Genomic DNA, 24,779 nt, shown 5'->3' with positions numbered 1-24,779 from the left:
CAGCAGGATGGACAAACCGACTTTAGGCGAAAAATCGTTTGACGTTTTGAACGCGGCCGTGATGATCGTTCTTTGCTTCTTGACGCTGTATCCGTTTTTATACGTAGCCTTTTCTTCCTTAAGCGATCCCGGCTTGCTGGCGCAGCACCGCGGGCTGCTGTGGAAGCCGTACGGCTTTAGCCTGGACGCTTACAAAGCCGTTTTTGCCAATCCGAACATTTTGAGCGGTTACAGCAACACCATATTTTATGTCGTTGTCGGGACCTTTTTTAATTTGCTGATGACGGCGCTCGGAGCGTATTTTCTTTCCAGAAGAAACGTATTTTTTAAGAACGCAGTCATGTTTATGATCGTCGTTACGATGTTTTTCCAAGGCGGCCTGATTCCTACGTATCTTCTTGTCAGCAATTTGGGGCTCGTCGATACGCCGTGGGCGATGATTATCCCCGGCGCCATCAATACGTGGAATTTGATCATTATGCGTACTTCATTCCAGGCCGTGCCGGTCAGTCTGGAGGAATCGGCGAAGATGGACGGGGCGAGCGAATGGACGGTGATGTGGCGCATCATTCTTCCCCTGTCGATCCCGGTTATGGCCGTTATGGTGCTGTTTTACGCCGTCGCTCACTGGAACGCATGGTTCAATGCGATGATTTACTTGCGCGATCGCAATTTATATCCGCTGCAGCTCATTTTACGGGAAATTCTCATTACGAACAGCACGGATAATATGATGACCGACGCCTCCGGCGTAGATAAAATGCCGATCGGCGAAGCGATCAAATATGCGACGATTATGGTCGCAACCATTCCGATTCTGGTGCTGTATCCGTTCTTGCAAAAATATTTCGTTAAGGGGGTTATGATCGGGGCGCTGAAAGAATGATTGAAGAGAAGCAGGAAAACGGGTACCACTTCCAGAATAAGCTATAATTAAGAATGAACGGAGAGAGGTGGAACATGATGCGCATTAAAAGCATACATCTCGGAAACGCTTTCATCACTCTTTTATTATCTTATCTGGCCGTTTTCCTGCTTCCTCTTGCCCTTGGATCGATTCTGTACACGAAGACCAATACGATTATGACCGATAACGCCAACCGGGCGAATCTGGCGATGCTGGAGCAGCTCCGCCAAGTGCTGGACAGCAAGCTGAAGGATGTCGAGCAGATGTCCCAGCAGATCGCCTTGAATCCCCGGCTGCAATGGCTGATGAACAATACGGACAATACCGATACGGCCGACGCTTACAAATTCGTCGAATTCGTATCGGATCATATGTCCCGCTACCAAAATGTAAGCGATCTCATAAGCGGATATTACGTCTATTTCGGCGCCAACGACACGGTATTGATGCCGACGTCCAAAACAACGGCGGATGTGCTCTACCAGCGTTTGTACCGGCCGGTGGGGACCAGCTTCGAAGCGTGGCGCGGCGGACTGTTGGGGGGGCCGCATTACAAGGATTATACCCCTGCCACTTACGAAACGCCGACAGGAACGCTCGATACGATCACATACATCCAGACGCTGCCCCTGGGAGAGCCGAACGATATCCGCGGGGCGCTCGTTATTTTGCTTGACGTGGGTCAAGTCCGCAGCATGCTGTCCAAAATCGAGTCGGCTTATCAAAGCTCGGTTTATATCTTTGATCGGAAAGACCGTCTTATCGTCGGAAACGAGCGTCAAGCGCTTCCCTGGAACCAAATTTCACAGGAGGTGACGACGAAGGGCGTTCCTTACGAGTACAAGGATCACGGCGAGGAGATGATGCTCTCCTATACCGTATCCGAACAGAACGGCTGGAAATACGTCCATACGATGCCCAAGCATGTCTACCTGGAGCGGGTCCAGACGCTGAAAAATTGGATGATCACGCTGCTGCTCATTTGCTTGGCCGGCGGCGGCGCGGCGATTACCTTCTGGGTGCACCGCAATTACGCTCCGCTGCGGGGCGTCGTGCGCGCGCTGCAAAGCGAAAAGCCGGCGCGAGCCAAGCAGCCGTCCAACGAGTATGAATTTATCCGCGAAACGATTCGTATGACCATTCATGAGGAACGGGAGCTGCGGAATATTTTGTCTCGTCAGACCCCCGTCATTCAGGCGAGCTTTCTGTCGCGCTTCGTGCGCGGGCATGTGGACGTCGCGCGGATGACCGAAGAGTCGCTGCAGTTTATGGACATCCGGCTCATCTCCGATGTATTCGCCGTGATGCTGATCGACATTGCCGATTTCAGCAGGTTTAGCACCGATCAGTCCGAGCGGCAGTGGGCGCTGATCCGGTTCATCATTTCCAACATCGGCAACGAATTGATTCGCGAGCGGGGATGGGGATATTCGGTCGAGCTCGATCAGCACCGCGTCGCCCTGCTTGTCAATTTCGACCGGGAACGGCGGGCGGAGGCGGAGAAGGAGCTTGACGTCATCGCCGCCCGGCTGAAGGAACTGATCGAGCAGCGGTTCAAGACGTATATTACCCTTGCCATCGGAGATGTCCACGAAGGGATGGATCATGCCTGCGAATCGTATTTCGAAGCGCTCAGCGCGCTGGATTACAAAATGTACCGGGGCCACAGCTCCATTATTCGTTACAGAGAAATCGCCGAGGCGGACCGCCATTACTATTATCCGATTGAAACGGAAATTCAGCTGATCAATTTCACCAAAAGCGGCGATGTGGACAATGTCGATAAACTGATCGGCAATTTGTTCCACGCGCATTTCAGCCAGCGGCGGATTACGCCGGAGCTGGGCCGAAGCTTGTTCACCAACATGGTCAGCACCCTTTGGAAAATTATTAACCCGATGGACCCGCTGTATCGCGAAGTGTTCGGGGAAAAGTTCGACCCCTTGAAGGAGCTGTCCTCCTGTCCGACGGTCGAGGAGATGAAGGTCCAAATCCGCGATTGGTTCCTCGCGCTGTGCCATTATTTGAACGCGAGCCGCAGCGGCCACAGCAGGCAGCTGTCCGAACGGATTGCGCAATACATCGAGCAGCATTACGGCGACGATTCGCTCAGCCTGACGACCATTGCCGAGCATTTTCAACTGACGCCGCAGTATTTATCCGCTTTTTTCAAAAAACAGACCGGGATGAACTTAACCGATTATTTGACGAGAGTGCGGATCGACGAAGCGAAGAAGCTGATGCAGAACAAGAAGCTGACCTTTGCGCAAATTGCCAATCAGGTCGGCTACGCCAACGATATCGGGTTTATTCGGGTATTCAAAAAGTACGAAGGGACGACGCCGGGAAAATACCGGGAATCGCTGTAAATGGTATAATAAACGGGAGTTGGCATGGAAACAATGAACGATATAACGAACAGGAGCGATGAAAAATATGGCAAATCCCGTAACGATTCCCGATTTATCGTCCCGGCCGCATGAACTGCAGGTCGAGCGGCTGATGAAAGCTTCGCCCGCAGTGCTGTTCAGCGCGTGGACCAGGCAGATCGACCGCTGGTTTGCGGCGCCCGGAACCGTGATCATGCAAGGGGAGGTAGACACGGCCTTTTTCTTCGAAACGGTGTTCCGAAGCAGCCCCGACAGCGCGGCGCAGCGCCACCCCCATTACGGAAGATTCCTGAGGCTGGAACCGGACCGGCTCGTTCAATTGACCTGGCTTACGGGCGCAGGGGGAACCCAAGGGGCGGAGACGGTCGTAACGGTCGAGCTTGAACCGCACGACAGCGGCGCTCGCCTGCGTCTGACCCATGCCGGGTTCCCCGACGAAGCTTCCCGGAACGGGCATTTGGAAGCGTGGCCGTTCGTGCTGGAGCAGCTGGACCAGCAAATGGCGGAAGGATAACCGAGAATATTGTGGCCAAGACCGTACAATATCCTGTATTTTGTACGGTCAACATGGTCCATGAGAGCGTTCGCCTGTCCCCTGGGGGTTCCGCCGTTATGCGCATGTGAAGCGCCGTTCTTATTCCCAGGAAACGGATTGAAAGGTTCCGGTCGCCGCCGACTCTCTCGCCTTCAAGCAAAGCAGCGCGCTGACGAGCCCGTCCTCTAGCGGGCTGACCGACTTCTCTGAGCTTCCCTCCATCAGCCCGGCAAAACTGCGCATCAGCGCGGCGTCGCCGCCGAAGTGTCCCTCCCCGCCGCCAAATTCATACGTTTCGACCCGTGTAGAATGATGCATGTATACTTTGATGATGCCCGTATAAAAATCAAATTCCAGCGTTCCCTTGTAGCCGAAGAAACGCGCACCGCGCGCCGCCGCCTGATTGCGGGCAAAAAAGTTCTGCGAGTACGAGACGTGCATTCCGCTTTCGTACCGGATCAGCGCGCTGCCCGAGTCCTCGTTGCCGGTGTCCTCGGCAAAGCAGCAGTAGGCCCATTCCTCCCTCAGCTTATCGGTGCGAAACGCCGTGCTCTCGGGACAGGTCTTATTGTCGCCGCATTCCGTGCACCTAAGGCCCGCCGGCTTGTTCCCTTTGAAGATTTGCTTGGATACCATCGCCGCCACCGATTCGGGCTGCATGCCGAGCACGTAGTTGATGTAGTCGAAATCATGCGTCGCTTTTTGCAAAAACAGGCCGCCCGTTTCCTCTTCATCGCGATACCAGCCTTGAAAATATACGTTTCCGTAAGGGACGTTGTTGACGGCCTGCACATGCTCGACGGTGCCGATTTTGCCGGAATCGATAATTTCCTTGACCCAATGCACAATAGTAGTGACCCGCAGCGGGAAGGATACGACCGTCTTGCGGTTGCCGGAAGACTCATAGCCTCGCTTCAACCGCAGCGCATCCTCCAGGCTGGTAGCCACGGGCTTCTCCAGAAACAGCGGCAGGCCGCTGGGAAGTACCTTAAGCGCCATGGAAGTGTGGAGCGAACAGCGCGTGCCGATTATAATCCCGTCTAAGTTCATGTCGGCCAGCATCGCTTCGGGCGTTTCGAAAATGCGCACTTGTTCCGAGCCCGCCTGTCTCGCCTCCTCGTGTTTGGCCGGATCGGGATCGACTAGCCCGGCAATTTGCAGATGCGGATCGAGCTTCTTCAGCTCGTTCTGGATAACTCCTTTAATTCTTGTCCCGTAACCGATCACGCCAATGTTCATCCTCGTAATCCTCCTCAGCTTTCATTGCGATTTTCTTCAGTATAAAAGAGAGCCCGGCCGATTTCTTTGTCTTGAAAGCCGGATTTTTTGTCAATTCCAGCTGCTTTTCCCGCAGCGGCGCAAGCTGTATCATAATAGGGAGGCTGCAGAATGCCGGAAACTACATTCGAGGAGCAGGAAAGCGCATGGCGGATTACAAAAGGACGAACCTGAATCAGACGATTGCGATTGAAAGTCTGATTACGATGTATTATTTTGAATTCGGCAAAAACTACGTTTTTTCCGGAGAACGGCATGATTTCTGGGAAATTGTATATGTGGACAAAGGCGAGGTCGAGGTGCTGGCGGATTCCCGCCGCCACATACTGGGACAAGGGACGATTATTTTTCATAAGCCCAATGAATTTCACAGCTTCTATGCGCATAAAGATACGGCGCCTAACCTGATTGTCGTCACATTCGATTGCCGGTCCGAAGCGATGAAATATTTCGAGGACCGCGTCATTTCCCTGGGGGATACCGAACGAAATTTGCTGGCCCAGATCGTCAAAGAGGGAGCGGAAGCCTTTTATCTTCCGTTTCGCTACCCGCTGTTTTCGATTCGCCGCGACGATGCGCTGATCGGCTCCGAGCAGCTCATCAAGCTGTATCTCGAAACGCTGCTTATTCGCTTATTGCGCCGCAACCTTCCAGAGAGCGCCAAGCCGGTTTTATCGTCGGCTTCCCGAGAGAAGGACAATCAAAACTTGACGGTGCGAATTATTCAGTTTTTGGAAGAGCACGCGGACGGCAATCCGACCTTGGAAGAGATCAGCGCGTCGCTTCATATCGCCAAAACCCGGCTGAAAGATATATTTAAGAAAGAAACCGGCTATTCGATTAAAGAGTATTTCGCCAAATTAAAAATCGAGAAAGCGAAGCAGCTCATCCGCGGCGAATCCAGCAGCATGACCGAAATCGCCCGGCAGCTCGGATTCAGCAGCGTCCATTACTTCTCCAAAGCCTATAAGAAAGCGACCGGCATGAGTCCGACCGAATACAGCCGAACCGTTAGGGCACGGATGTAAGCGGGATTCGCAAACCGAAAAAGGAAATGATTTGCGCCTAATAGTTGTTGGTGATATAATTGTCTAAACAATTAATTTAGAAAGGGGGAAGCTTCATGGACCGATACGATCTGGACGGATCGTACGGCTTTTTGCTCGGCAAGGCGTACCGCAGAATGCTTCAGCTGCTGTCCGCCCGGTTTAAACCTTACAATATAACGCCGGAGCAGTGGACGGTGCTATGCCGGCTGCAGGGCAACGACGGCATCAGCCAGAAGGAACTCGCCGCCCGGGCCGATAAAGATGCGCCGACCACGACGAGAATCCTCGATGCGCTGGAGCGCAAGGGCTGGGTTCGCCGCGAGACCAACGCGGAGGATAGAAGGTCGTTCGGCGTCTATTCCACCGAGCTCGGGGTCAAGCTGGCGAAGCAGCTGATTCCGATCGAACTGCAGACGCTGAGGGATGCGGCCCATGAGATCGGCGAAGATCAGCTGATCCAGTTCAAGCAGCTGCTCCGGCAAATTAGCCGGACGGCGGAATCGCTTCAGGAAGAAGAAAAATGACATCATAATGCAACTGCCAGAAGGGAATCGTTACACACTATGAATTCTACGGATATGCCGTCGTCCAAGCTTTGGACGATGAATTTTATTTTTCTTACCTTATGCAATCTCTGCGTTTATTTGAATTTGCAAATGATTACGCCGTCTTTGCCTGCTTATGTATCGGCTGCGTTCGGCAGCAGCGGCACGACGATCAGCTTCGTCATTAGCCTGTTCGCCGTTTCGGCGATCGCAACGCGGCTGTTTGCCGGCACTTTGTTCGAGCTGTTCGGGCAAAGACGGCTTATGTTTATCGGTTTGATCGTCTTCGCCGTCTCCACCGCCGGATACGCCTTGATGCAGTCGATGGGGGCGCTGCTCGTTCTTCGCATCGTCTACGGAATCGGCTTTGCCGTTGCCGGTACGGCGTTCGGCACGCTGGCCTCGGAGATTATTCCGAAGAACCGGATGGGCGAAGGGATGGGCTATTTCGGCCTGTCGACCAGCTTATCCATGTCCGTCGCTCCGGTCATCGGGCTATGGCTGCTGAACGGATACGGGTTCGGCACTTTGATCGCCGTTTCGTCGGCGCTGGCGGTCGTCGTCTTCCCGCTTGCTGCGCTCATCCGGTTTGCGGCCCGCAAAGGGGCCGCATCCGCAAGTGCTTCCGCGGCGCAGAATGTCCGGGCTTCCGGCCGGGGGCATAGCGGATTTTGGGAACAAGGAGCGATGTTTCCGTGCGGCCTGAACTTGCTGTTGTCCGTTACGTACGGGGGACTAATTACGTTCATCGCCTTGTTCGGCCAGGAAGTGAAGCTCGGCAACGTGGGCTGGTTTTTTCTGTTCAACGCCTTGATGGTGCTGATCGTTCGCCCGTTTTCCGGCAAGCTCTTCGACCGCAAAGGCCATGCCGCGGTGCTGCCGGCGGGGGCGCTGTTTACCGCTCTCGGTCTTGTGCTGCTCTCCTTTGCGTCGGGGATGCCGATGCTGATTGCATCCGCTCTGTGCTACGGGATCGGCTACGGCATGCTGCAGCCGTCGCTGCAGGCCTGGACGATCCAGCGCAGCGCCCCGGAGAGGCGCGCAGTCGCAACGGGGATGTTCTATAATTCCATTGACCTCGGCATTGCCGTCGGCTCCGTCTGCCTCGGCTTCGCCGCTTCAGGAACAGGATACGCGGGAATGTATCGCCTGTCGGCTTTAAGCATGCTGCTTTTCCTTATTTTCTACGTGATGCATGTCATAGGCTCCAAACGGAAGCCCGCCTTGTCCCGGACGCAAGCGCAGACGCGCACGCAAACGGCCGATTAAAACATAATGGAACGTGGACGCAGCCGTAACACCCTGCTGAGGGACATCGTCATAGCGCGATGAGATCCCGCAGCAGGGTGTTTTTGTATCCAATCACACGAGTTCCGACAGCATTGGACCCCTATCCCATTGGGAAGGGTTACGGGGACTCCAATCGCCGATTACAATCATGCCCCTTGAATGGATAAGGGTTCGCTCGGTCTGACCCTGATTGTAAGTCAGTTCTGAAGATCCTGGAGATATGAACCGTCGTGGCCGAGCGCTAACGGACAGGGGTGCGCTTATTTCGCGCAAAAGTCGGGTTTTGCTTTTTTAACGGACAGAGGCGCCTTTATTAGCCCCAAAAGTCGGAAAAATCGCGATGATAGGTAAAATAGGAGCGCTGGCGTCCGTTACATTCTGCAAATCCCTGATTTTGTTTTCATTGCGGCACCCATGTCCGTTAGAAGGGGCTGCTCCATTTCATATCCTATTTTGTGGATGCGATGCTTCCCGTGGTACTCTAAACAGTTTTGGACCCTATCCCATACTGGAAGTACGTAGGCGTATAGCGCACATGCAGTTCAATTCCCGCGTCAGCCGCAATTTGCTTAATTTCCTTGTCGCTGAAGAAATTCTTCACTATAGCGGCATGATCACCATTGTTAAGTTTCCGAACCATCGTTTGCCCGGATGTCCTCACTACATGAGACTCACGGGTTCCTGCTGCCTCTCGATCGTCGACAAAGAACATTTTCCCTTCGGGCTTCAAACAGCGTGAAACCATGGAGAAGAAGCCGCCCAGTCTCTCTCTGGGTAGATGCGATATCCAAAAAGTAAAAGCAACTGAATCATATAACTGGTCAGGAGACCAACGGAAAAGATCAGCGATAATCGTCCTTACCTTGGGCTCAGCAACGACCGGATTATGTGAAAGCATCTCTACGGAGCCGTCTACAATTGTCAGCGTCCGGGCTTCTTTTAAGAACAAACAACTCCAAGTGCCGGTTCCCGCTGCAAGTTCAAGAAAATCACCCTGGAAATGCTCGGCTTGAAAAGCAACCTTAACCATGCTGATCTCATCGAACCAGATTCGATTAGCTTCGTCACCGTGATGAAATGCGCCGCGACGGTACCACCAGTCGTCATACTCCGGAGCCCGTTCTCGATAATAATTCAACTGCTCTTGAAGCTGCTGATCTGTCACATTTTCGTACGAAGCATCTTCGCGCTTTTTGCTGTTCATGCAAGCATCCCCCCTCTCAACATTGCTGTTATTGTAATCCATTTATAACCATAGATATAATATATTTTTAAACTTGATCCATATAATGAATATATATACTGAACCTGATATATCCCCCTGATTCCCCGATCACCCATAAAACTGCACATAAAACAAGGTCACCCAGTCACACCTCCGGTTGACCTCGCCATGCTATTCTTATCTCCTTATAAGAGCTAAGCTCCGTCCGTCCCAAATCATATAAATTCCGGAAGAAACCGCAGTGTCGCCCCGAAGCTGCCTGGTTAATGATGACAACGGTTTGGATATGACAGCTGGCCAATGAGTGGCTAGGCGCAATTCATTCGGTTAGATTGAGCGATTTAAGAAAAAGGGAAGATTCTGCTTTACGTTCAGCCGGATGATTATCTAAGGGAACACAACGGTTAGTTAAAGTTCAACTTACATCAAGGCTGAACCGAAGTCGCTTCATTGGCTGCGTTCAAGCATGGTATGGTTCCGGTTTACTCTATGAAGCCGATATTATTTCGTGAATGCAACCCATACGAATACCAATACGCGATCCGGATACCAGCCGAGGTATCGCTAGTCTGACAACATCGTCCTGTCCCATTCCTTTGCTCCAACGTATGAAGTTCGTATTGCGGCAGTCCGGGAGCCGGTTCGCGGCGCACCGATTACTTATTGTTCTCACCCTATAAATAATACATATCATAAGTACAAATAATTTTTATTAGTGTACAATTAATCAAATATATATTGCGTCATAATACAAATTGTGTTATACCATATATATAAGCATTGCACATTATTGAGGGAGGCAAATCATGAGAAGAGGCGTTGGCATTAGCGGCATGGGAAGAATCGGCAGATTGCTTGTAAGGCAGCTATGTACGGCTTCGCAGACCGCCGTTGAGCTGAAAGCGATAAATTGCATCTATCCGGTTGAAACGGTCGCTCATCTGTTGAAATACGATACGGTTCACGGAACATGGGACGCGCGAATCTCCGTTCAGGACGGCGACCTGATCGTTAACGGCCGCACAGTCAAGGTAGTATATGAACGGGACCCGGCGAACATTCCCTGGAGCGCTCTCGGAGTGCAGCTGGCGCTGGATGCAACGGGCAAATTCAACGACCGCGAAGGGGCGCTGAAGCATTTGCAAGCCGGAGCGGCTTCCGTCATCGTTACGGCTCCGGGACAGCAGATGGATCTCACTGTCGTAATGGGAGTCAATGATCGCCAGTATAATCCCGCCCTTCACAAAATCGTATCGGCCGCTTCCTGCACGACCAACTGTGCGGCGCCGGTGCTTCATATACTCGATCAGGCTTTTCAGGTGAAGAAAGGATGGCTTACGACCATCCACGCGTTCACGTCCGATCAGAACCATCTCGACAATCCGCATAAGGATCTGCGCAGAGCAAGGGCCTGCACGCAGTCGATCGTTCCTACGACGACCGGAGTCGGCAAAGCGTTAGCCGACGTGCTGCCGCATCTGGCTCCGCATATCGAGGGGCTGTCGGTTCGCGTGCCTACGCAGGATGTATCGCTGATCGACTTGACGGTTCAAGTCGCGAAGCCGGCGGCTAGTCTTGAAGAAGTGCGGGAGGCGTTGAGAACGGCGGCCGAAGGCGCTTTTGCAAGCTATGTCGATTATATAGAGGAGCCGCTTGTATCCGCCGATTTCGTCGGCTGCTCCAAATCCGCCGTCGTGGACGGATTGTCCACTATGGTATCCGGCGATCAGATCAAGGTGTTGGCCTGGTATGACAACGAATGGGCTTACGCTTCAAGGGTAGTCGAACTAACTCAAACTGTGGGCGAAAGGATGGGAGAATCATGCGAAGCATCTCTGGCGGTTCTGTAAATTTGGGGGTCATCGTATGCAAGCATTGCGGAGAAATGATCGATACCGTCGACACGGAGAAAGTCGTTACCTTCTACAGCCAATGCGACCATGAACGCTGCAAGCAGCTGAGTCACAGATCGCAATGGACATCCGATAGCGACGATCGAGATCTTGCCGTCATAAAACCATAATTTAAAGAGTCCGCCTGCGACCGCGGGCGGATGGAGGCGCTATCGCCATGCCATTCGCCGGCCGGTCGCGGGACGAACCATTCAGGAGAGGAACGGGAACCTATGATCATGAAACTATCCGCCGTTAGTCCGAAGCAGAGCACGGAATCGGGCTCCGTCCATATGAACTTACCGGCAGCGAAGCTGGTGGAGATGGCCGTCGCGCGCCGCGAAGGCCGGCTTGCTTCCAGCGGCGCTTTGCGGGCAACGACAGGCAAATATACCGGGCGCTCGCCTAAAGACAAATATATTGTGGAAGAGCCGTCCGTCATGGAGCATATCGCTTGGGGAGAGGTGAATCGGCCGATATCGAAGGAACGGTTCCAGAAGCTGTACGACAAAGCGATCGACTATATGAAGGAGCGCGAGCTGTTCGTCTTCGACGGATATGCGGGCGCCGATCCGGGCTACAGGCTGCCGATCCGCGTGGTGAACGAACGTGCTTGGCATAATCTGTTCGTGCGCCAGCTGTTCATCCGGCCGACGGAGGAGGAGCTGCAAGAGCACGCGCCGGAATTTATCGTCATCGCCTTGCCGGGGCTGCAGGCCGATCCCGCCGCGGACGGGACCCGCTCGGAAACGTTCATCATCATTTCCTTCGAGCAGAAAGTCGTCCTGATCGGGGGAACGGAATACGCCGGAGAGATGAAAAAATCGATTTTCAGCGTTCTGAACTATTTGCTGCCTTTGCGCGGCGTATTTCCGATGCACTGCTCGGCCAACGTCGGCGAGCAAGGGGATGTGGCCTTGTTCTTCGGGTTGTCCGGCACGGGCAAGACAACGCTGTCGGCCGATCCGAACCGCCGCCTCATCGGCGATGACGAGCACGGCTGGTCGGAGCAAGGCGTATTCAACTTCGAAGGCGGCTGCTACGCCAAATGCATCGGACTGACGCGGGAGAAAGAGCCGCAAATTTGGGACGCAATCCGCTTCGGCACCGTGCTCGAAAATGTCGCGCTCGATCCGCTGACCGCGGAGGCCGACTATGCGGACGGCACCCTCACCGAAAACACCCGCGCCGCTTATCCCGTAGAGTTTATCGACCATGCGGTCATTCCGGGAACGGCCGGGCATCCGGGCGTCATCCTGTTTCTCACCGCCGACGCATTCGGGGTGCTCCCGCCGATCGCCAAATTAACGAAGGAACAGGCGATGTATCATTTTTTATCGGGATACACCTCCAAGCTGGCCGGCACGGAACGGGGAGTGACCGAGCCGGAGGCGACGTTCTCCGCCTGCTTCGGAGCGCCGTTTCTGCCGCTGAGACCGGCCGCTTATGCGGAAATGCTGGGCAAGAAGATTGATGAGCATCAGGCTAAGGTGTATTTGCTTAATACCGGCTGGTCGGGCGGCGGCTACGGCACGGGCGGCAGAATGCCGCTTGCGTACACCCGCGCCATGGTCACGGCCGCATTGAACGGAAGCCTGGAGCAGGCCGCGTTCGCTTTGGACCCGATCTTCGGTCTGTACATCCCGGATCATGTGGCCGGGGTGCCGGACGGCGTGCTGCAGCCCCGCGCCGCTTGGGCCGATGCGGAGGCATACGACCGCAGCGCCCGGCAGCTGGCCCGGCGGTTTGCCGATAATTTCGCCAAGTTTGCGGATGCGCCCGAGGCGATTCGCGAAGCGGGGCCGAAAGCCGGCTCAGGCTCGCAGGGGCAGGACTAGGGAAGCTTACAGGATGCGCTTGCTCGCATAAAAGGCGATTTATAGCCATCGCAGCTTCTCTTCATGGCGTTGACGCTGGATAAACGATAGGTATTCGCCAAAAGGACCTCGTTTCCTTAAGCTGCATTCCGCAGCGGGATCGGAGGTCCTTTCGCCGTTCATATCGCCAAAATCAGGAGCGCGGCCGCACGCGGCTTGTCGGCATGGCGACAAGCGGGTCGTCCGGCCAATAATGCTTCGGATAGCGGCCTTTCAAATCCTTTTTGACTTCAAAATAAGCATGAGACCAAAAGCTGGCCAAATCCTGGGTCACCTGTACGGGACGCTGCGCCGGCGACAAGAGATGCAGCGTCAGCGGCACCCGGCCGCGGCCGATTCTCGGCGTATCGGTCAGGCCGAACATTTCCTGCAGTCGTACGGCCAGCAGCGGCGCGGCCGGATCGCTGTAGTCGACGGGAATGCGCGAGCCGCTCGGGACGACGATATGCGTCGGCGCGTAAGCGTCGAGCTCTCGCCGCTGCTCCCACGACAGCCAGGCTTCGAGAATATCGGCGAGATGGAGCCGTTCCAGCTCGGAGCGGCTCTTGAGCCCGTACAGATGCGGCGCGAGCCACTGCTCCAGCGCGGCGAGGAGCGCTTCGTCGGAGGCGTCCGGCCACGACGGATCGACCCGGTGCATGAAGCGGATGCGCTGCCGAAGCTGTCTCGCCGCCCGGGTCCAGGTGAGCAAGGACAAGCCTTCGGCGGCGATTCCCTGCAGCAGCGCGGCGACGGTCCGCTCCGGGCTTGGCTGCGCCAGCGGGGTTTCCTTCAAAACCAGCGCGCCGAGACGCAGCGTCCGGCGCGCGCGGACCGCTTGCGAGGACGGGTCCCAGGCGACCGTCTCCTGTTCCTCGATCAGCGCGCCCATATGCTGCTGAAGCTCGCCGAGCTCGACGGGAGCCGCCAAATAAATGCGGCTCTCCGGACCGTGATCGTCGAGCTCCGCCGCGACCAAATAAGCCTCGGCCGCCAGCGGCTGCGTTTCATGAAAGGCGGCTCCGCGGCCGTTCTGGAGCAGGAAGCGGCCGTTCGGCCTCCGCTGGCCGATCCGGTCCGGATAGGCGAACGCGAGCAGCAGGCCGCAGGCGTCCGTGTCCGCTGCCGCTGCGGCGTCCCCGACAGGCGGCAGCTTGAGCGCGCGCATCCACTGGCGCGCCTCCGCCAGCGCGCGCCGGCACGCGGCGGTGTCGATGCGGAAGCCTTCGTAGACGGCGGCTTCCGCGGTTTCCCGCCGCCCGCCGCGCTCGGCTGCCGCCCGGCGCAGCGCCTCTACGCGCAGGCGCAGATCCGCGCTCGGCGCGGCGCCCGGCTCCGCGCGCAGCACGTCGCGCTCGCTGAGCAGCGCGGCCAGCTCGCACGCCAGCCGGCCGCAGCCGAGCTCGCTGCCGCGCAGCGCCATGTGCGCGAGCCGCGGGTGCAGCCCCAGCGCGGCCATGCGCTTGCCGTGCGCCGTGACGGCGCCGTCCGCGGCCAGCGCGCCGAGCCGGGCGAGCAGCTCGCGCGCCTGCGCGAAGGCGGCCGCCGGCGGCGGGTCGAGCCAGCGCAGCTGTGCCGGGTCGCTGACGCCCCACTCCGCGAGCTCCAGCGCCAGCGGCGCGAGATCGGCCTCGGCGATCTCGGGGACGCCGCGCGCCGGCAAGTTCCGGTCGTCGGCTTCCGTCCACAGCCGGTAACAGACGCCCGGAGCCGTACGGCCTGCCCGGCCGCGCCGCTGATCGGCGGAGGCACGCGATACGGCGACCGTCTCCAGCCGGGTCATGCCCGTTCGCGGCGAGAAGCGCGGCACGCGCATCAGACCGGCGTCGATCACGACGCGGACGCCTTCGACGGTCAGCGACGATTCGGCGATCGTCGTGGCGAGCACGACCTTGCGCTGACCGGGTTTGCCGGGAGCTATCGCGCGATCCTGCTCTTCCTGCGGCAAATTGCCGTAGAGAGGCGCGACCATGACCGCACCGCGCATCGACGAAGCCGCAAGATGCTCGTAGAGCAGCGCGGCGGCGCGGCGAATTTCTCCTTCGCCGGGCAGGAAGACGAGAATGTCGCCTTCGTCCTGCTCCAAGGCGTTCAGAATCGAGCGGACGGCGACCGGTTCGATGCGTCCTTCCGGTCGGCGGCTCGCGAATCTCGTCTCGACCGGATAGCTGCGGCCTTCGCTGGCGACGACCGGAGCTTGTCCGAGCATAGCGGCCACCGGCTCCGCGTCGAGCGTTGCGGACATGACGAGAATGCGCAGATCGTCCCGCAGGACGGATTGCGCCTCAAGACATAGCGCGAGCCCGAGGTCGGCGTGAAGGGAGCGTTCGTGGAATTCGTCGAAGATGACGATTCCGACGTCCTCCAGCGCCGGATCGGACTGCAGCATGCGGGTGAGAATCCCTTCGGTGACGACTTCGATGCGGGTGTCCGGGCCGACTTTCGTATCCAGCCGAACCCGGTACCCTACGGTACGGCCTACGTCCTCATTCAACGCGGCGGACATGTAGCGGGCTGCGGAACGTGCGGCCAGCCGCCGAGGCTCCAGCATGATGATGCGCCGGCCGTTCAGCCACGGCTCGTTGAGTAAGGCCGGCGGGACGCGCGTCGTCTTGCCTGCTCCCGGCGGAGCGACCAGAACGGCGGAAGTGCGCTCGCGGAGCGCCGGCAGAAGATCGGGAATAACGGAATCAATCGGTAACGCGTTCATGAAATCACTCTTTCTCATCCTTACAGCGTACTGGTGATATGATGGATGGCCTTGTAAGGCCGTTTGTTCACCGGTCATATAGTGATATTATACCGTCCGGCGCGCGGAAAAGGAAAAAGCAATTTTTGCGGGCGCCATTCGGCCGTTCGTACAGATTGACGGGATTGTAATCGTTTTCATAATAATCCAAATCAAAACTAGCGTCTGCGAAAAAGAAAAAAGAAGCCTGTCCGCAGCCGAACCGGTACGAAGTGCGGGTTATACAGCCAATCGCGGGCGCACTTATAAAGACAGGCTGACGCAGATCGGGACTTGCCTGCAGGCGCGGTCCGGGGCAAGGCAGGCGCGGGCCTCGGCCGAGGCCCGAATAACCTGACATGAATGAAACGCAAGTCTCATATCAATAAAGGGACAGAGCAAGCGTATCTCTCTCATTCAAGGAATGAAGTATAGCTTCGCAGCCGACAATTTCGATGCTGATCAAAGAATCGAGACATTTTTTGATCGCTTTGCGGCCTTTGGTCACTTTGGATTCCAAAGCGGATTTTAATAGATTAAACTTTTTATTTGTTTTCTCATCGGTGTACACAGGCACAGTTTTGTTTTGAACAGTAATAAATAGTTTCATCAATGATCACCAACCTAATATTGGATATGTAAATAGGATATATTACGATTATTAAAATAACATTAAAAAAGTTTTACAATTTGACTACAGAATCTATTATCTTTGCGAAGTCTTACTAATAAGACGAAAGATAGATGGAAAAGGTTACACATGGATACAGAAAAATTTGCAATTATCAGCGTGCAATCATCGCCGAATCAGCCTGGTATCAGGGAATCGGCAAAAAGCCTCCGAGGGCGCAATCCTTTGAATCGGAGCCGTTTGCTCTGATTCTATTAATCCCCACATGGCCTACGGGCCGCATCCCCTGTTCTCCTTCGCCTTCCGCCTCCGCACCAGTAGCTTTGCCGACAGCGCAATGTCCTTCCGTTCTCCAAATGAATAACCAATCAAAAGACGATCTGTTCAAAATAAAACGGTTGAAAACAAAAATAAATAAAGGTATGTTATAAAAAGCGACTATACATAAGCTTGGTGGTGAAGTGGATTGCCCGATACGCTGAAATTGCGCTTGACGCATTGGGGCTCCCGCTTTTATGGCGGCAAAGGAACGCATTATCGTAAAATATTGATTCTTATCTTATTGATCGCGAGCATCCCCGGTCTGATCACAGGCGCGCTTATTTATTGGTTTGTCGGGGGAACCATCGAGAATGAACTGCTGCAGCTGCACAAAAATCAAATTGTGAAGCGCGCCGAGCATATCGACGGGCAGTTTGCCAATATGGAGCTGGCGATGTCTCACGGCGCGCTCGATACGAAGTTTGATTACAGCTTGAAGGAAACCGATTTCTACACGCAGTTTGCCGTGACCCGCGACATTTCCAAAACGATCGTGCTGATGCAGGGCGCCATGCCGCTGGCCAAATCGCTCGATCTGTATATTGACGGAAAAATGCCCGCTCACTTTAATCCGGAATTCAGCTTGATCGATATTCAGTCAGATGAATGGAAGCAGTTCAAATCTATCACCATGAAAGCGCCGAACGTATTTTGGACTATGGTGCTGACGAACACCAAGGCGGGAACGACCACGGACTTGGCGCTCGTGCACAAAATTCCCGGAGGCGTCTCCGAGCCGTTCGGACTTATGGTCGCCAGGCTTGACCGGGACAATGTCGTCTCTTTGTTGAAAACGGTTGCTCCTTATGACGAAGGCGAAGCCTTCATGATGCAGGAGGACGGAACGGAGCTAATTTCGACCGGCGGCGGCAGCAATCGGGAATCGTCCCTGATCGAAGCGGTCAAGAAGGAAGTGCTCGGCCGCGGCGGCGTTCAGCAGATGTCGTTCTTGTTCAAATGGGACAAGAATACGTATTCCGTTTCGGCAGGCGCTCTGGAGCGTATCGACAGCAGGTGGATCTACGTATCGATCGCTCCGATCAGCGCCATCAAGAAGCCGATCGTATTTCTGTCCCAGGCGATCGTGCTGGTGAGCTGCGCCGGCCTGCTGCTCGCCGCCGTGCTGGCGTGGATTGCATCCAGGCGAATTTACTCGCCGCTGCACCAGCTTGTGCGCCTGCTTAGCGGAGGCAAGCTGACGCAAGGAAACGAATTCGAGCTGATCGAGCGGCATTGGGAGCATATGAACCGGGAGAGCCTGGAGCTGCAGAGCAAGCTGGAGCAGCAGCTGCCGCAGGTGAAGGAAGGGTTTTTGCTTCAGCTGATTCAAGGCTATTTGTCCGCTTATTCGGAGGAAGATCTGATCGAGCGGATGCATCATTACGGCTGGAACACCGAGCAGCGGCAGTATATCGTCCTGTATATTCAGCTGGTCGGCATGTCCCAGCTCGACACGGTCGGCCGGTTTTCGCACGGGGACGAAGGGCTCATTACGTTCGCGGCGGCGAATATGGCGGAGGAAATCGCGCGCGAGCGGTTCGACGACTGCCATGTCATTAACTTCCATAACTTAACCGCAGGGCTGCTGATCAGCATTCCGCAGGGCGATTCCTGCCAAGCGGAGCTCAAGCAGCTGAGCGAAGCGTTGATGCAGACGATTAACCGGATTTTGAAGATGCAAGTTACGATTACGCTGAGCAAGGCGACGACTCAGATTAGAAAAATCCCGCTTTTGTTCGAGGAAGCGAAGCTGGCGCTTAGCTACCGAAACTTCGGCAACGAGAATCAGATCATCGATCTGGATGCGTTCAGCCGGACGGAGGAGGAGCAGCCGTTCCAATACCCGTTTTCGCTGGAGCGCGATATTATTCAAGCGATGCGGATGGGGCAGGAGAGCGAGGCGGAGAGCCACATCCGGGCGTTTATGGAGACGCTGGCCGCCGACGGCGTGAAGGAAATGGACGTGCAGCAAGGGGTGATGAACCTGCTCGGTTCGTTGGAGCACGCGATGATGCAGTCCGGCATGAATCCGAATCAGCTGTTCAAATCGGCGAATATGTTCGAGCAGCTCGGACAGCTGCGGGAGCCGGAGCAAATCGAAAAGTGGTTCGTGCATAAAGTGATTCGCCCGTTCATCGCGGCGATGGAAAGCCGCGCCGATTTCCAGCTCAAAAAAATGATCGAGCAGGCGATGCTCTACATACAGGCCCACTATATGAACGATATTTCTCTCGACAGCTGCGCCGAGCATTGCGGCACGAACGCTTTCGTCCTGAGCCGGACGTTCAAGCAGGTTTCGGGCAAAAATTTCATCGATTATTTGACCGATCTGCGGATGGAAAAAGCGAAGGAGATGCTGCGCAACTCCGATCTCAAGATCAACGAGGTATCGGAGCGCGTCGGTTACCAGCACAGTTATTTCAACCGCATTTTCAAAAAATACGAAGGCGTTACGCCGAGTCAATATCGCGATATGAGCCGCAAAAGTTAGCTTTGCCAGGAGAAGCTCCGCTCTTCACCATGCTCCGGCAAGAGCGGGCGCCTTCGGGGAAACGTTGTTCACCGGCGGCTCGATAGCACATGAAAACCCGCTCCAGGAGCGGGTTTTTCGCGTTTTCATCAAGAAAAGAGTAGATTTACCAAAGAAGTATAAACGCCAGAAACTGCCGGATCAAGAATGTCTAATTGAAAACAAACGGCCCTTCCAACACAATGTGACTTATGAATCAGCCGAACGACGAAACGAATCGAAACCGAATCAAAACCGAATCGAAACTTGAAAGCTTATAAGTGCTTAAATCGGAATTTGTCGCATAGGTGAACATGATATTCGTATAGGGAGTGAAACTATGGGCCACACAACAACGACAGACACGATCCGCGGGACGAAGGAGCGGAAACGGCAAAGCGCCATGGAATGGTTTCTCGGCAGGCTGAAGAGGGATAAATGGATGTATTTGCTGCTGCTGCCCGGCTTGCTTTACTTTTTAATTTTTAAATATGTGCCGATGTGGGGCGTCCTGCTCGCCTTCAAAAACTATCAGCCTTTTACGGGCTTCTGGAACAGCGAGTGGGTCGGGCTCGAGCATTTCCGCAACTTTTTCCAAAATCCCGACTTCGGCCGCTTGCTCAGAAACACGCTGCTGCTGTCGTTCTACAATCTGGTATTTTTCTTTCCGGCGCCGATCGTCATTGCGCTTCTGCTCAACGAGATCCGCAAAGACCTTTATAAACGGACGATTCAGACGCTTATTTATGTGCCGCATTTCATATCGATGGTGATCGTGGCGAGTATTTCCTACGTATTTCTGACGACGGAAGGCGGTATCGTCAACAGCCTGCTCGAGCAGTATACCGGTCATAAGATCGACTTCTTATCCGATCCGGGCTGGTTCCGGCCGCTCATTATTTTGCAGACGATGTGGAAAGAATGCGGTTGGGGCACGATCATCTTCCTCGCGGCGTTAGCCGGGGTAGATACCGAGCAGTATGAGGCGGCGATCGTCGACGGCGCGAATCGCTGGCGCCAAATGTGGCATATTACGCTGCCTTCCGTGCGCAGCACGATCATCATTTTGCTGATTTTGCGCGTGGGCGACGTTCTGGAGAACGGCTTCGAGCAAATTTACTTGATGACCAACGCCTTGAACCGCGAAGTCGCCGACGTATTCGACACCTACGTCTATATGATGGGGATTACCCAAGGGGCGTTCAGCTACAGTACCGCGGTCGGATTGTTCAAATCGATCGTCGGCGTCATCCTTGTCTTTACAAGCAATTATTTGGCCAAGCGGTTCGGCCAATCCGGTATTTACTAATAAAGGGGTGGAAATAAGTGGGAAGACATCATAGAAGCTTTTTGGGCAACTTGTTCGACGGCATCAACTACGTCGTTCTCGGACTTCTCGGTCTATTGACGATACTGCCGTTCCTGTACGTGATCGCCGGCTCCTTCGCTACCGAAGCGGAGCTGACGCAGCGGGCGTTCTTCCTCGTACCGAAGACGTTCTCGCTATCGGGCTACCGGTTTATCTTTTCTTCCGACACGCTCTTCCGCAGCATTCTCGTCTCGGTCTATGTGACGGCGATGGGAACGCTGGTCAATCTGCTATTTACCGTCACGATGGCGTATGCGCTTGCGCGCCGCGACTTGATGGGCCGGAATACGATTCTGAATCTCGTGCTGTTCTCGATGCTGTTCTCCGGGGGCATGATCCCGACGTATTTGATCGTCAAAAATCTCGGCCTGCTCGATTCCTATTGGGCTTTGATGCTGCCGGGCGCGATCAGCGCGTTTAACCTGATCGTCGTCAAAAACTTTTTCCAGGAGCTGCCCCCGGGACTCGAAGAAGCGGCCAAAATCGACGGCTGCACCGAGCTCGGGGTGCTGTGGAGAATCGTTCTGCCGCTGTCGAAGCCGGTGCTGGCGACCTTCGGCCTGTTCTATGCGGTAGGCCATTGGAACAACTTTTTCCAGGCGCTGCTCTACATCAACGATCCGGACAAATGGCCTTTGCAGGTAATGCTGCGGCAGCTGGTCATGCTGTCCCAGGGCAGCATCGGGGATATGAGCCAGCTCGACCCGACGTTCGTCCAGCCGCCGGAGCAAACGATCAAAATGGCCGTTATCGTCGTGGGAACGATTCCGATTCTGCTGGTGTATCCGTTCCTGCAAAAGCATTTTGCCAAAGGGGTATTGATCGGTTCGATCAAAGGCTGACGGCCGCTTTCGACCGACGGGCTCCCCGCACTGCCGTATGAGGATAGGCGCTCGCAGTGCGGGTTCATATAAATAGCTAGAACCTATCACCCATTTATATTATTCTATGAAGAGATCAAAGGGAGGCAATCATGGTATGAAATCCACCAAAAAATCGATGAAGCGCTGGGCAAGCGGAGTTATGCTTTCCGCCATCGCCGTGACGGCGGTAACCGGCTGTGCCGCAAACGGCGGCGATAAAGCTTCCGCGGGCAAAGAAGGCGGCTCTGCGGCGCAAGGTCCGCTTGAGCTGAGCATTATGCTTCCGGCGTTCAAGCCGACGTTTCCCAAGGACGGCAGCCCGGTCGTCGCCGAGCTGGAGAAGTACACGAATACGAAAATTCATCTGGACTGGGTGCCGGACTCTTCCTATGCGGACAAAATCAATATTACGCTGGCGTCGGGCAAGCTGCCGACCGTCATGGTCATCAAGGACAAGACGGCGAGCTTCATCAATGCGGCGCGATCCGGCGCGTTCTGGGAAGTCGGGCCCTATTTGAAAGATTATCCGAACTTGAGCAAAGCCAATCCGATCGTCAACAACAATATTTCGGTCGACGGCAAAGTTTACGGCATTTACCGCGCCAGACCGCTCGGCCGCAACGGCATCGTCTACCGCAAGGAGTGGCTGGATAATCTTGGCATGCAAGAGCCGAAGACGATCGACGACTTTTATAACATGCTGAAAGCCTTTACAACCAAAGATCCGGATAAAAACGGCAAAAACGATACGTACGGCATGGTCATTTCCAAATATACCGGACCGTTCGACATTATGCAGACCTGGTTCGGCGTTCCGAACAAATGGGGGACGGACGAGAGCGGCAAGCTGATTCCTGCCCATTATACGCCGGAATATATGGAAGCTTTGAAATTTTTCAAAAAGCTGTATGACGAGAAGCTGATCAATGCGGACTTTGCCGTGATGGACTCGAACAAATGGACCGACCCGATCGTCAACGGCCAGGCGGGCGTTATCGTCGACGTCACGGATAACGCGGCACGGATCGACGAAAAGATTCACAAGGCGCTGGAGCAGGCGGGCAAGGACGACAAGAACAAATATTTCATGGACATTCTGGGCTCCGTTGCCGGACCTAAGGGCAATCGCGCGCTGCCTACCTCCGGGTATGCGGGCATGCTGGCGATTTCCAAATCGACGGTCAAAACCGAGGCCGAGCTTCGCCAGGTGCTCGCCTTCCTGGATAAGTTGAATGACGAAACGGCGCAAAATCTCGGCTTTAACGGCATCGAAGGCAAGCATTACAAGAAAGTGGAAGGCGGTATCGAGCCGGCGAAGGACACGACCTTGATGGATCAGGAATTAAGCGGCTTGAACCAAATGTTCATGGGCATTCCGGAAAACCGCTATTTGGAGGTCGTGCAAACTCCGGTTCGCATTAAATCCAATGAAGTGCAGAAAGCGAACGAATCCATCGTCGTGGCGAACCCGGCCGAACCGCTCGTGTCTAACGTATACGCGCAAAAAGGACCGCAGCTGGATAACATCATCAACGATGCGAGAACGAAATTTATCGTAGGCCAGATCGACGAGGCGGGCTTTAAAGCGGCGGTAGAGCTGTGGAAGAAGAGCGGCGGCGACGACTACGTCAAAGAAATCAATGACCTGTACCAGGCCTCCAAGAAATAAGGCTGCGGGCAAGGGCCGTGTGATTGCGACACGGTCCTTTTAGCCTGTTAGCGGGAGTGACGCCGCCAGCCGCTTTGTATGAGCGGCTGGCGGCGCGGCGCGGAAACAGCCGATATGCAGCAGTTAACCCGAAGGCCGCGCCCCGCGAAACGGCGGGCTCAAGACCGGGCCGGCCGATTCAGCCCATTGCAAGGAAGTGGAAGCGGTGCAATAAAGTATTAAGCAATGCTGCCCCCGGCTCAAAAATCTACAATGGCCGGAAAAGCGGATGTGCGGTACATTGGTACTACACTATAAGGGGGAGACAGCAGATGACGGCAATCGATTCATCATTGTATTCATTGGGCGAACGCATCTATCATAATCCGTTCGCCAAGGAAAAGGATGTCGGCGATTTTATTATGGAAGGACAGGCGGCGATCACCTTTCCGCAAGGCAGAATGCGCATGGAAAACGTGCTGGACCCGAAGCTTGGCCAACAGGCGAACTTCGTGTTCTGGTGTCCTGTGGATTTCCCGGACTCCATAGCGGCGACCTGGGAATTTTGGCCGGTCCGCGAGCCGGGTCTTTGCATGACGTTTTTCTCTGCCGCGGGCGCTCAAGGGGAAGACCTGTTCGACGCCGGACTGGCGCCGCGGACAGGCGTATACCCCGAGTATCATCACGGCGATATGAACGCTTATCATGTCTCGTACTTCCGGCGCAAGGAGGCGGACGAGCGCAGCTTCCATACGTGCAATCTGCGCAAAAGCTTCGGACTTCATCTGGTTGCGCAAGGAGGCGACCCGATTCCTTCCGTCGGCGATGCGGCCGGCCCGTATCGAATCAAGCTGCTGAAATGGCAGGATGAGATCGTATTCATGATCAATGAGATGACGGTATTTCAGTGGAAGGACGACGGCGTAACGTACGGCAAACGGCTTGAAGGAGGCAAAATCGGCTTCAGGCAGCTGGCGCCGATGATCGGCGAGTATGCGAATTTGAATGTTTATGCATTGGAGAGAGGATAGCTTATGACAGACGCAATACGAATTTATATCGCCGGCGATTCCACGGCGGCGAGCTACCCGGCGGATCAAGCGCCGATGGCCGGGTGGGGGCAGATGCTCGGCGCGATGCTGACGGCGGAAGCCGAAGTGCGTAACCACGCTTCCTGCGGCCGGAGCTCCAAGAGCTTCATCGCCGAAGGGCGCCTCAAGCCCATCGCGGAGAGGCTTCTCCAGGGCGACTATTTGTTCGTCCAATTCGGACATAACGACGAGAAGCCGGACGAGCAGCGGCACACGGAGCCGTTCACGACGTATCTGGATCATCTGATGCAGTATATTGCCGCAGCCCGGAAGAAGGGAGCGGTGCCGGTCCTGTTCACCTCCGTCGCCCGCCGGCATTTCGATGCGGACGGGCAGCTGCTGGCTACGCACGGCGATTACCCGGAAGCGATGAAGAAGCTGGCCGCCGAGCAGGACGTGCTGCTGATCGATATGGAGGCGAAGACCGGCGAGCTGTACCGCAAGCTGGGGCCCGAAGATTCAAAGCGGCTGTTCACGTGGCTGGAGCCCGGCGAGCACCCGAATTATCCGGACGGCGCGCAGGATAACACGCATTTCAACGAGCGCGGAGCGATGGAGGTCGCGCGCATTGCGGCGGCCGAGCTTGCGGCGTTATGTCCGGGATTATCGCATTATTTCCGCAAGGTCCAATAAGGTGAGGGAGAGGACTTAA

Annotated in this window: 19 protein-coding genes and 1 pseudogene; 15 read left to right on the top strand and 5 right to left on the bottom strand. The window is 55.2% G+C overall.

The annotated features are described in order from the left end of the window. Positions 1-7 precede the first annotated feature (7 nt). The 3 genes from SK3146_RS08775 to SK3146_RS08765 all read left to right on the top strand — a co-directional run bounded on the left by SK3146_RS08775 (position 8) and on the right by SK3146_RS08765 (position 3,811). Entirely contained in the window at positions 8-886 is an 879-nt protein-coding gene (locus SK3146_RS08775; RefSeq protein WP_249864716.1) for a carbohydrate ABC transporter permease, read from the top strand. 74 nt (positions 887-960) lie between these two features. Then, positions 961-3,276: a helix-turn-helix domain-containing protein gene (locus SK3146_RS08770; RefSeq protein ID WP_249864715.1), complete on the top strand. Its 2,316-nt coding sequence runs from the start codon at positions 961-963 to the stop codon at positions 3,274-3,276. A gap of 67 nt (positions 3,277-3,343) precedes the next feature. Next, positions 3,344-3,811 (top strand): SRPBCC family protein, encoded by a 468-nt coding sequence (locus tag SK3146_RS08765; protein ID WP_249864714.1) that lies wholly within the window; start codon positions 3,344-3,346, stop codon positions 3,809-3,811. Between the two features lie 120 nt (positions 3,812-3,931). On the opposite strand, the gene SK3146_RS08760 is transcribed toward SK3146_RS08765, so the two are convergent. After that, positions 3,932-5,071 carry a Gfo/Idh/MocA family protein gene (locus SK3146_RS08760; RefSeq protein WP_249864713.1) on the bottom strand — a complete coding sequence of 380 codons (1,140 nt, stop codon included), beginning with the start codon at positions 5,069-5,071 and terminating at the stop codon, positions 3,932-3,934. Positions 5,072-5,256: 185 nt separating this feature from the next. Here SK3146_RS08760 and SK3146_RS08755 point away from each other — a divergent pair, with 185 nt between their 5' ends. The 3 genes from SK3146_RS08755 (at position 5,257) to SK3146_RS08745 (ending at position 7,973) form a co-directional block, all read left to right on the top strand. After that, a complete protein-coding gene (locus SK3146_RS08755) occupies positions 5,257-6,138 on the top strand; it encodes an AraC family transcriptional regulator (RefSeq protein ID WP_249864712.1) in 882 nt (293 codons plus the stop codon). A 95-nt stretch (positions 6,139-6,233) separates the two neighbouring features. Beyond that, positions 6,234-6,683 (top strand): MarR family winged helix-turn-helix transcriptional regulator, encoded by a 450-nt coding sequence (locus SK3146_RS08750; RefSeq protein ID WP_249864711.1) that lies wholly within the window; start codon positions 6,234-6,236, stop codon positions 6,681-6,683. A gap of 39 nt (positions 6,684-6,722) precedes the next feature. Then, positions 6,723-7,973 carry an MFS transporter gene (locus tag SK3146_RS08745; protein ID WP_249864710.1) on the top strand — a complete coding sequence of 417 codons (1,251 nt, stop codon included), beginning with the start codon at positions 6,723-6,725 and terminating at the stop codon, positions 7,971-7,973. Positions 7,974-8,475: 502 nt separating this feature from the next. Here SK3146_RS08745 and SK3146_RS08740 read toward each other — a convergent pair. Next, positions 8,476-9,198 carry a class I SAM-dependent methyltransferase gene (locus SK3146_RS08740; protein ID WP_249864709.1) on the bottom strand — a complete coding sequence of 241 codons (723 nt, stop codon included), beginning with the start codon at positions 9,196-9,198 and terminating at the stop codon, positions 8,476-8,478. Positions 9,199-10,025: 827 nt separating this feature from the next. Between SK3146_RS08740 and gap the strand changes: the two genes are divergently transcribed. From gap to pckA, 3 genes are all read left to right on the top strand, one after another. Beyond that, positions 10,026-11,069, top strand: coding sequence for a type I glyceraldehyde-3-phosphate dehydrogenase (gap, locus tag SK3146_RS08735; RefSeq protein ID WP_249864708.1), 1,044 nt, complete (start codon positions 10,026-10,028; stop codon positions 11,067-11,069). Then, positions 11,042-11,242, top strand: a complete 201-nt coding sequence (locus tag SK3146_RS08730; RefSeq protein WP_249864707.1) for a GapA-binding peptide SR1P — start codon at positions 11,042-11,044, stop codon at positions 11,240-11,242. The genes gap and SK3146_RS08730 overlap by 28 nt, the downstream gene beginning before the upstream one ends. A 108-nt stretch (positions 11,243-11,350) precedes the next feature. Further along, on the top strand, positions 11,351-12,949 hold the full coding sequence (gene pckA, locus SK3146_RS08725) for a phosphoenolpyruvate carboxykinase (ATP) (RefSeq protein ID WP_283942833.1): 1,599 nt from the start codon (positions 11,351-11,353) through the stop codon (positions 12,947-12,949). 172 nt (positions 12,950-13,121) lie between these two features. On the opposite strand, the gene hrpB is transcribed toward pckA, so the two are convergent. The 3 genes and pseudogenes from hrpB to SK3146_RS08710 all read right to left on the bottom strand — a co-directional run. Continuing rightward, positions 13,122-15,677 carry an ATP-dependent helicase HrpB gene (gene hrpB / locus SK3146_RS08720; protein WP_249866236.1) on the bottom strand — a complete coding sequence of 852 codons (2,556 nt, stop codon included), beginning with the start codon at positions 15,675-15,677 and terminating at the stop codon, positions 13,122-13,124. A gap of 400 nt (positions 15,678-16,077) precedes the next feature. Then, entirely contained in the window at positions 16,078-16,305 is a 228-nt protein-coding gene (locus SK3146_RS08715) for a 3-dehydroquinate dehydratase (protein WP_249864706.1), read from the bottom strand. A 241-nt stretch (positions 16,306-16,546) separates the two neighbouring features. Further along, positions 16,547-16,695 (bottom strand): annotated as a pseudogene (locus tag SK3146_RS08710) (cell wall hydrolase); the annotation flags it as partial. Positions 16,696-16,792: 97 nt separating this feature from the next. On the opposite strand from SK3146_RS08710, the gene SK3146_RS08705 reads away from it, so the two are divergent. The 6 genes from SK3146_RS08705 (at position 16,793) to SK3146_RS08680 (ending at position 24,760) form a co-directional block, all read left to right on the top strand. Beyond that, positions 16,793-19,138, top strand: coding sequence for a helix-turn-helix domain-containing protein (locus tag SK3146_RS08705; protein WP_249864705.1), 2,346 nt, complete (start codon positions 16,793-16,795; stop codon positions 19,136-19,138). Positions 19,139-19,559: 421 nt separating this feature from the next. Beyond that, entirely contained in the window at positions 19,560-20,465 is a 906-nt protein-coding gene (locus SK3146_RS08700) for an ABC transporter permease (RefSeq protein WP_249866235.1), read from the top strand. Positions 20,466-20,482: 17 nt separating this feature from the next. Continuing rightward, positions 20,483-21,367, top strand: coding sequence for a carbohydrate ABC transporter permease (locus tag SK3146_RS08695; RefSeq protein ID WP_249864704.1), 885 nt, complete (start codon positions 20,483-20,485; stop codon positions 21,365-21,367). 136 nt (positions 21,368-21,503) lie between these two features. Next, positions 21,504-23,057, top strand: a complete 1,554-nt coding sequence (locus SK3146_RS08690) for an extracellular solute-binding protein (RefSeq protein ID WP_249864703.1) — start codon at positions 21,504-21,506, stop codon at positions 23,055-23,057. A gap of 311 nt (positions 23,058-23,368) precedes the next feature. After that, on the top strand, positions 23,369-24,067 hold the full coding sequence (locus tag SK3146_RS08685; protein ID WP_249864702.1) for a DUF1961 family protein: 699 nt from the start codon (positions 23,369-23,371) through the stop codon (positions 24,065-24,067). A 3-nt stretch (positions 24,068-24,070) separates the two neighbouring features. Next, positions 24,071-24,760 carry a rhamnogalacturonan acetylesterase gene (locus SK3146_RS08680; RefSeq protein ID WP_249864701.1) on the top strand — a complete coding sequence of 230 codons (690 nt, stop codon included), beginning with the start codon at positions 24,071-24,073 and terminating at the stop codon, positions 24,758-24,760. Positions 24,761-24,779: the final 19 nt, after the last annotated feature.

The organism is Paenibacillus konkukensis (assembly GCF_023523925.1).
Taxonomy (GTDB): Bacteria; Bacillota; Bacilli; order Paenibacillales; family NBRC-103111; genus Paenibacillus_S; species Paenibacillus_S doosanensis.
The sequence above is the reverse complement of the archived record's forward strand: the minus strand, read 5'-3'. Positions and strand labels throughout refer to the sequence as shown.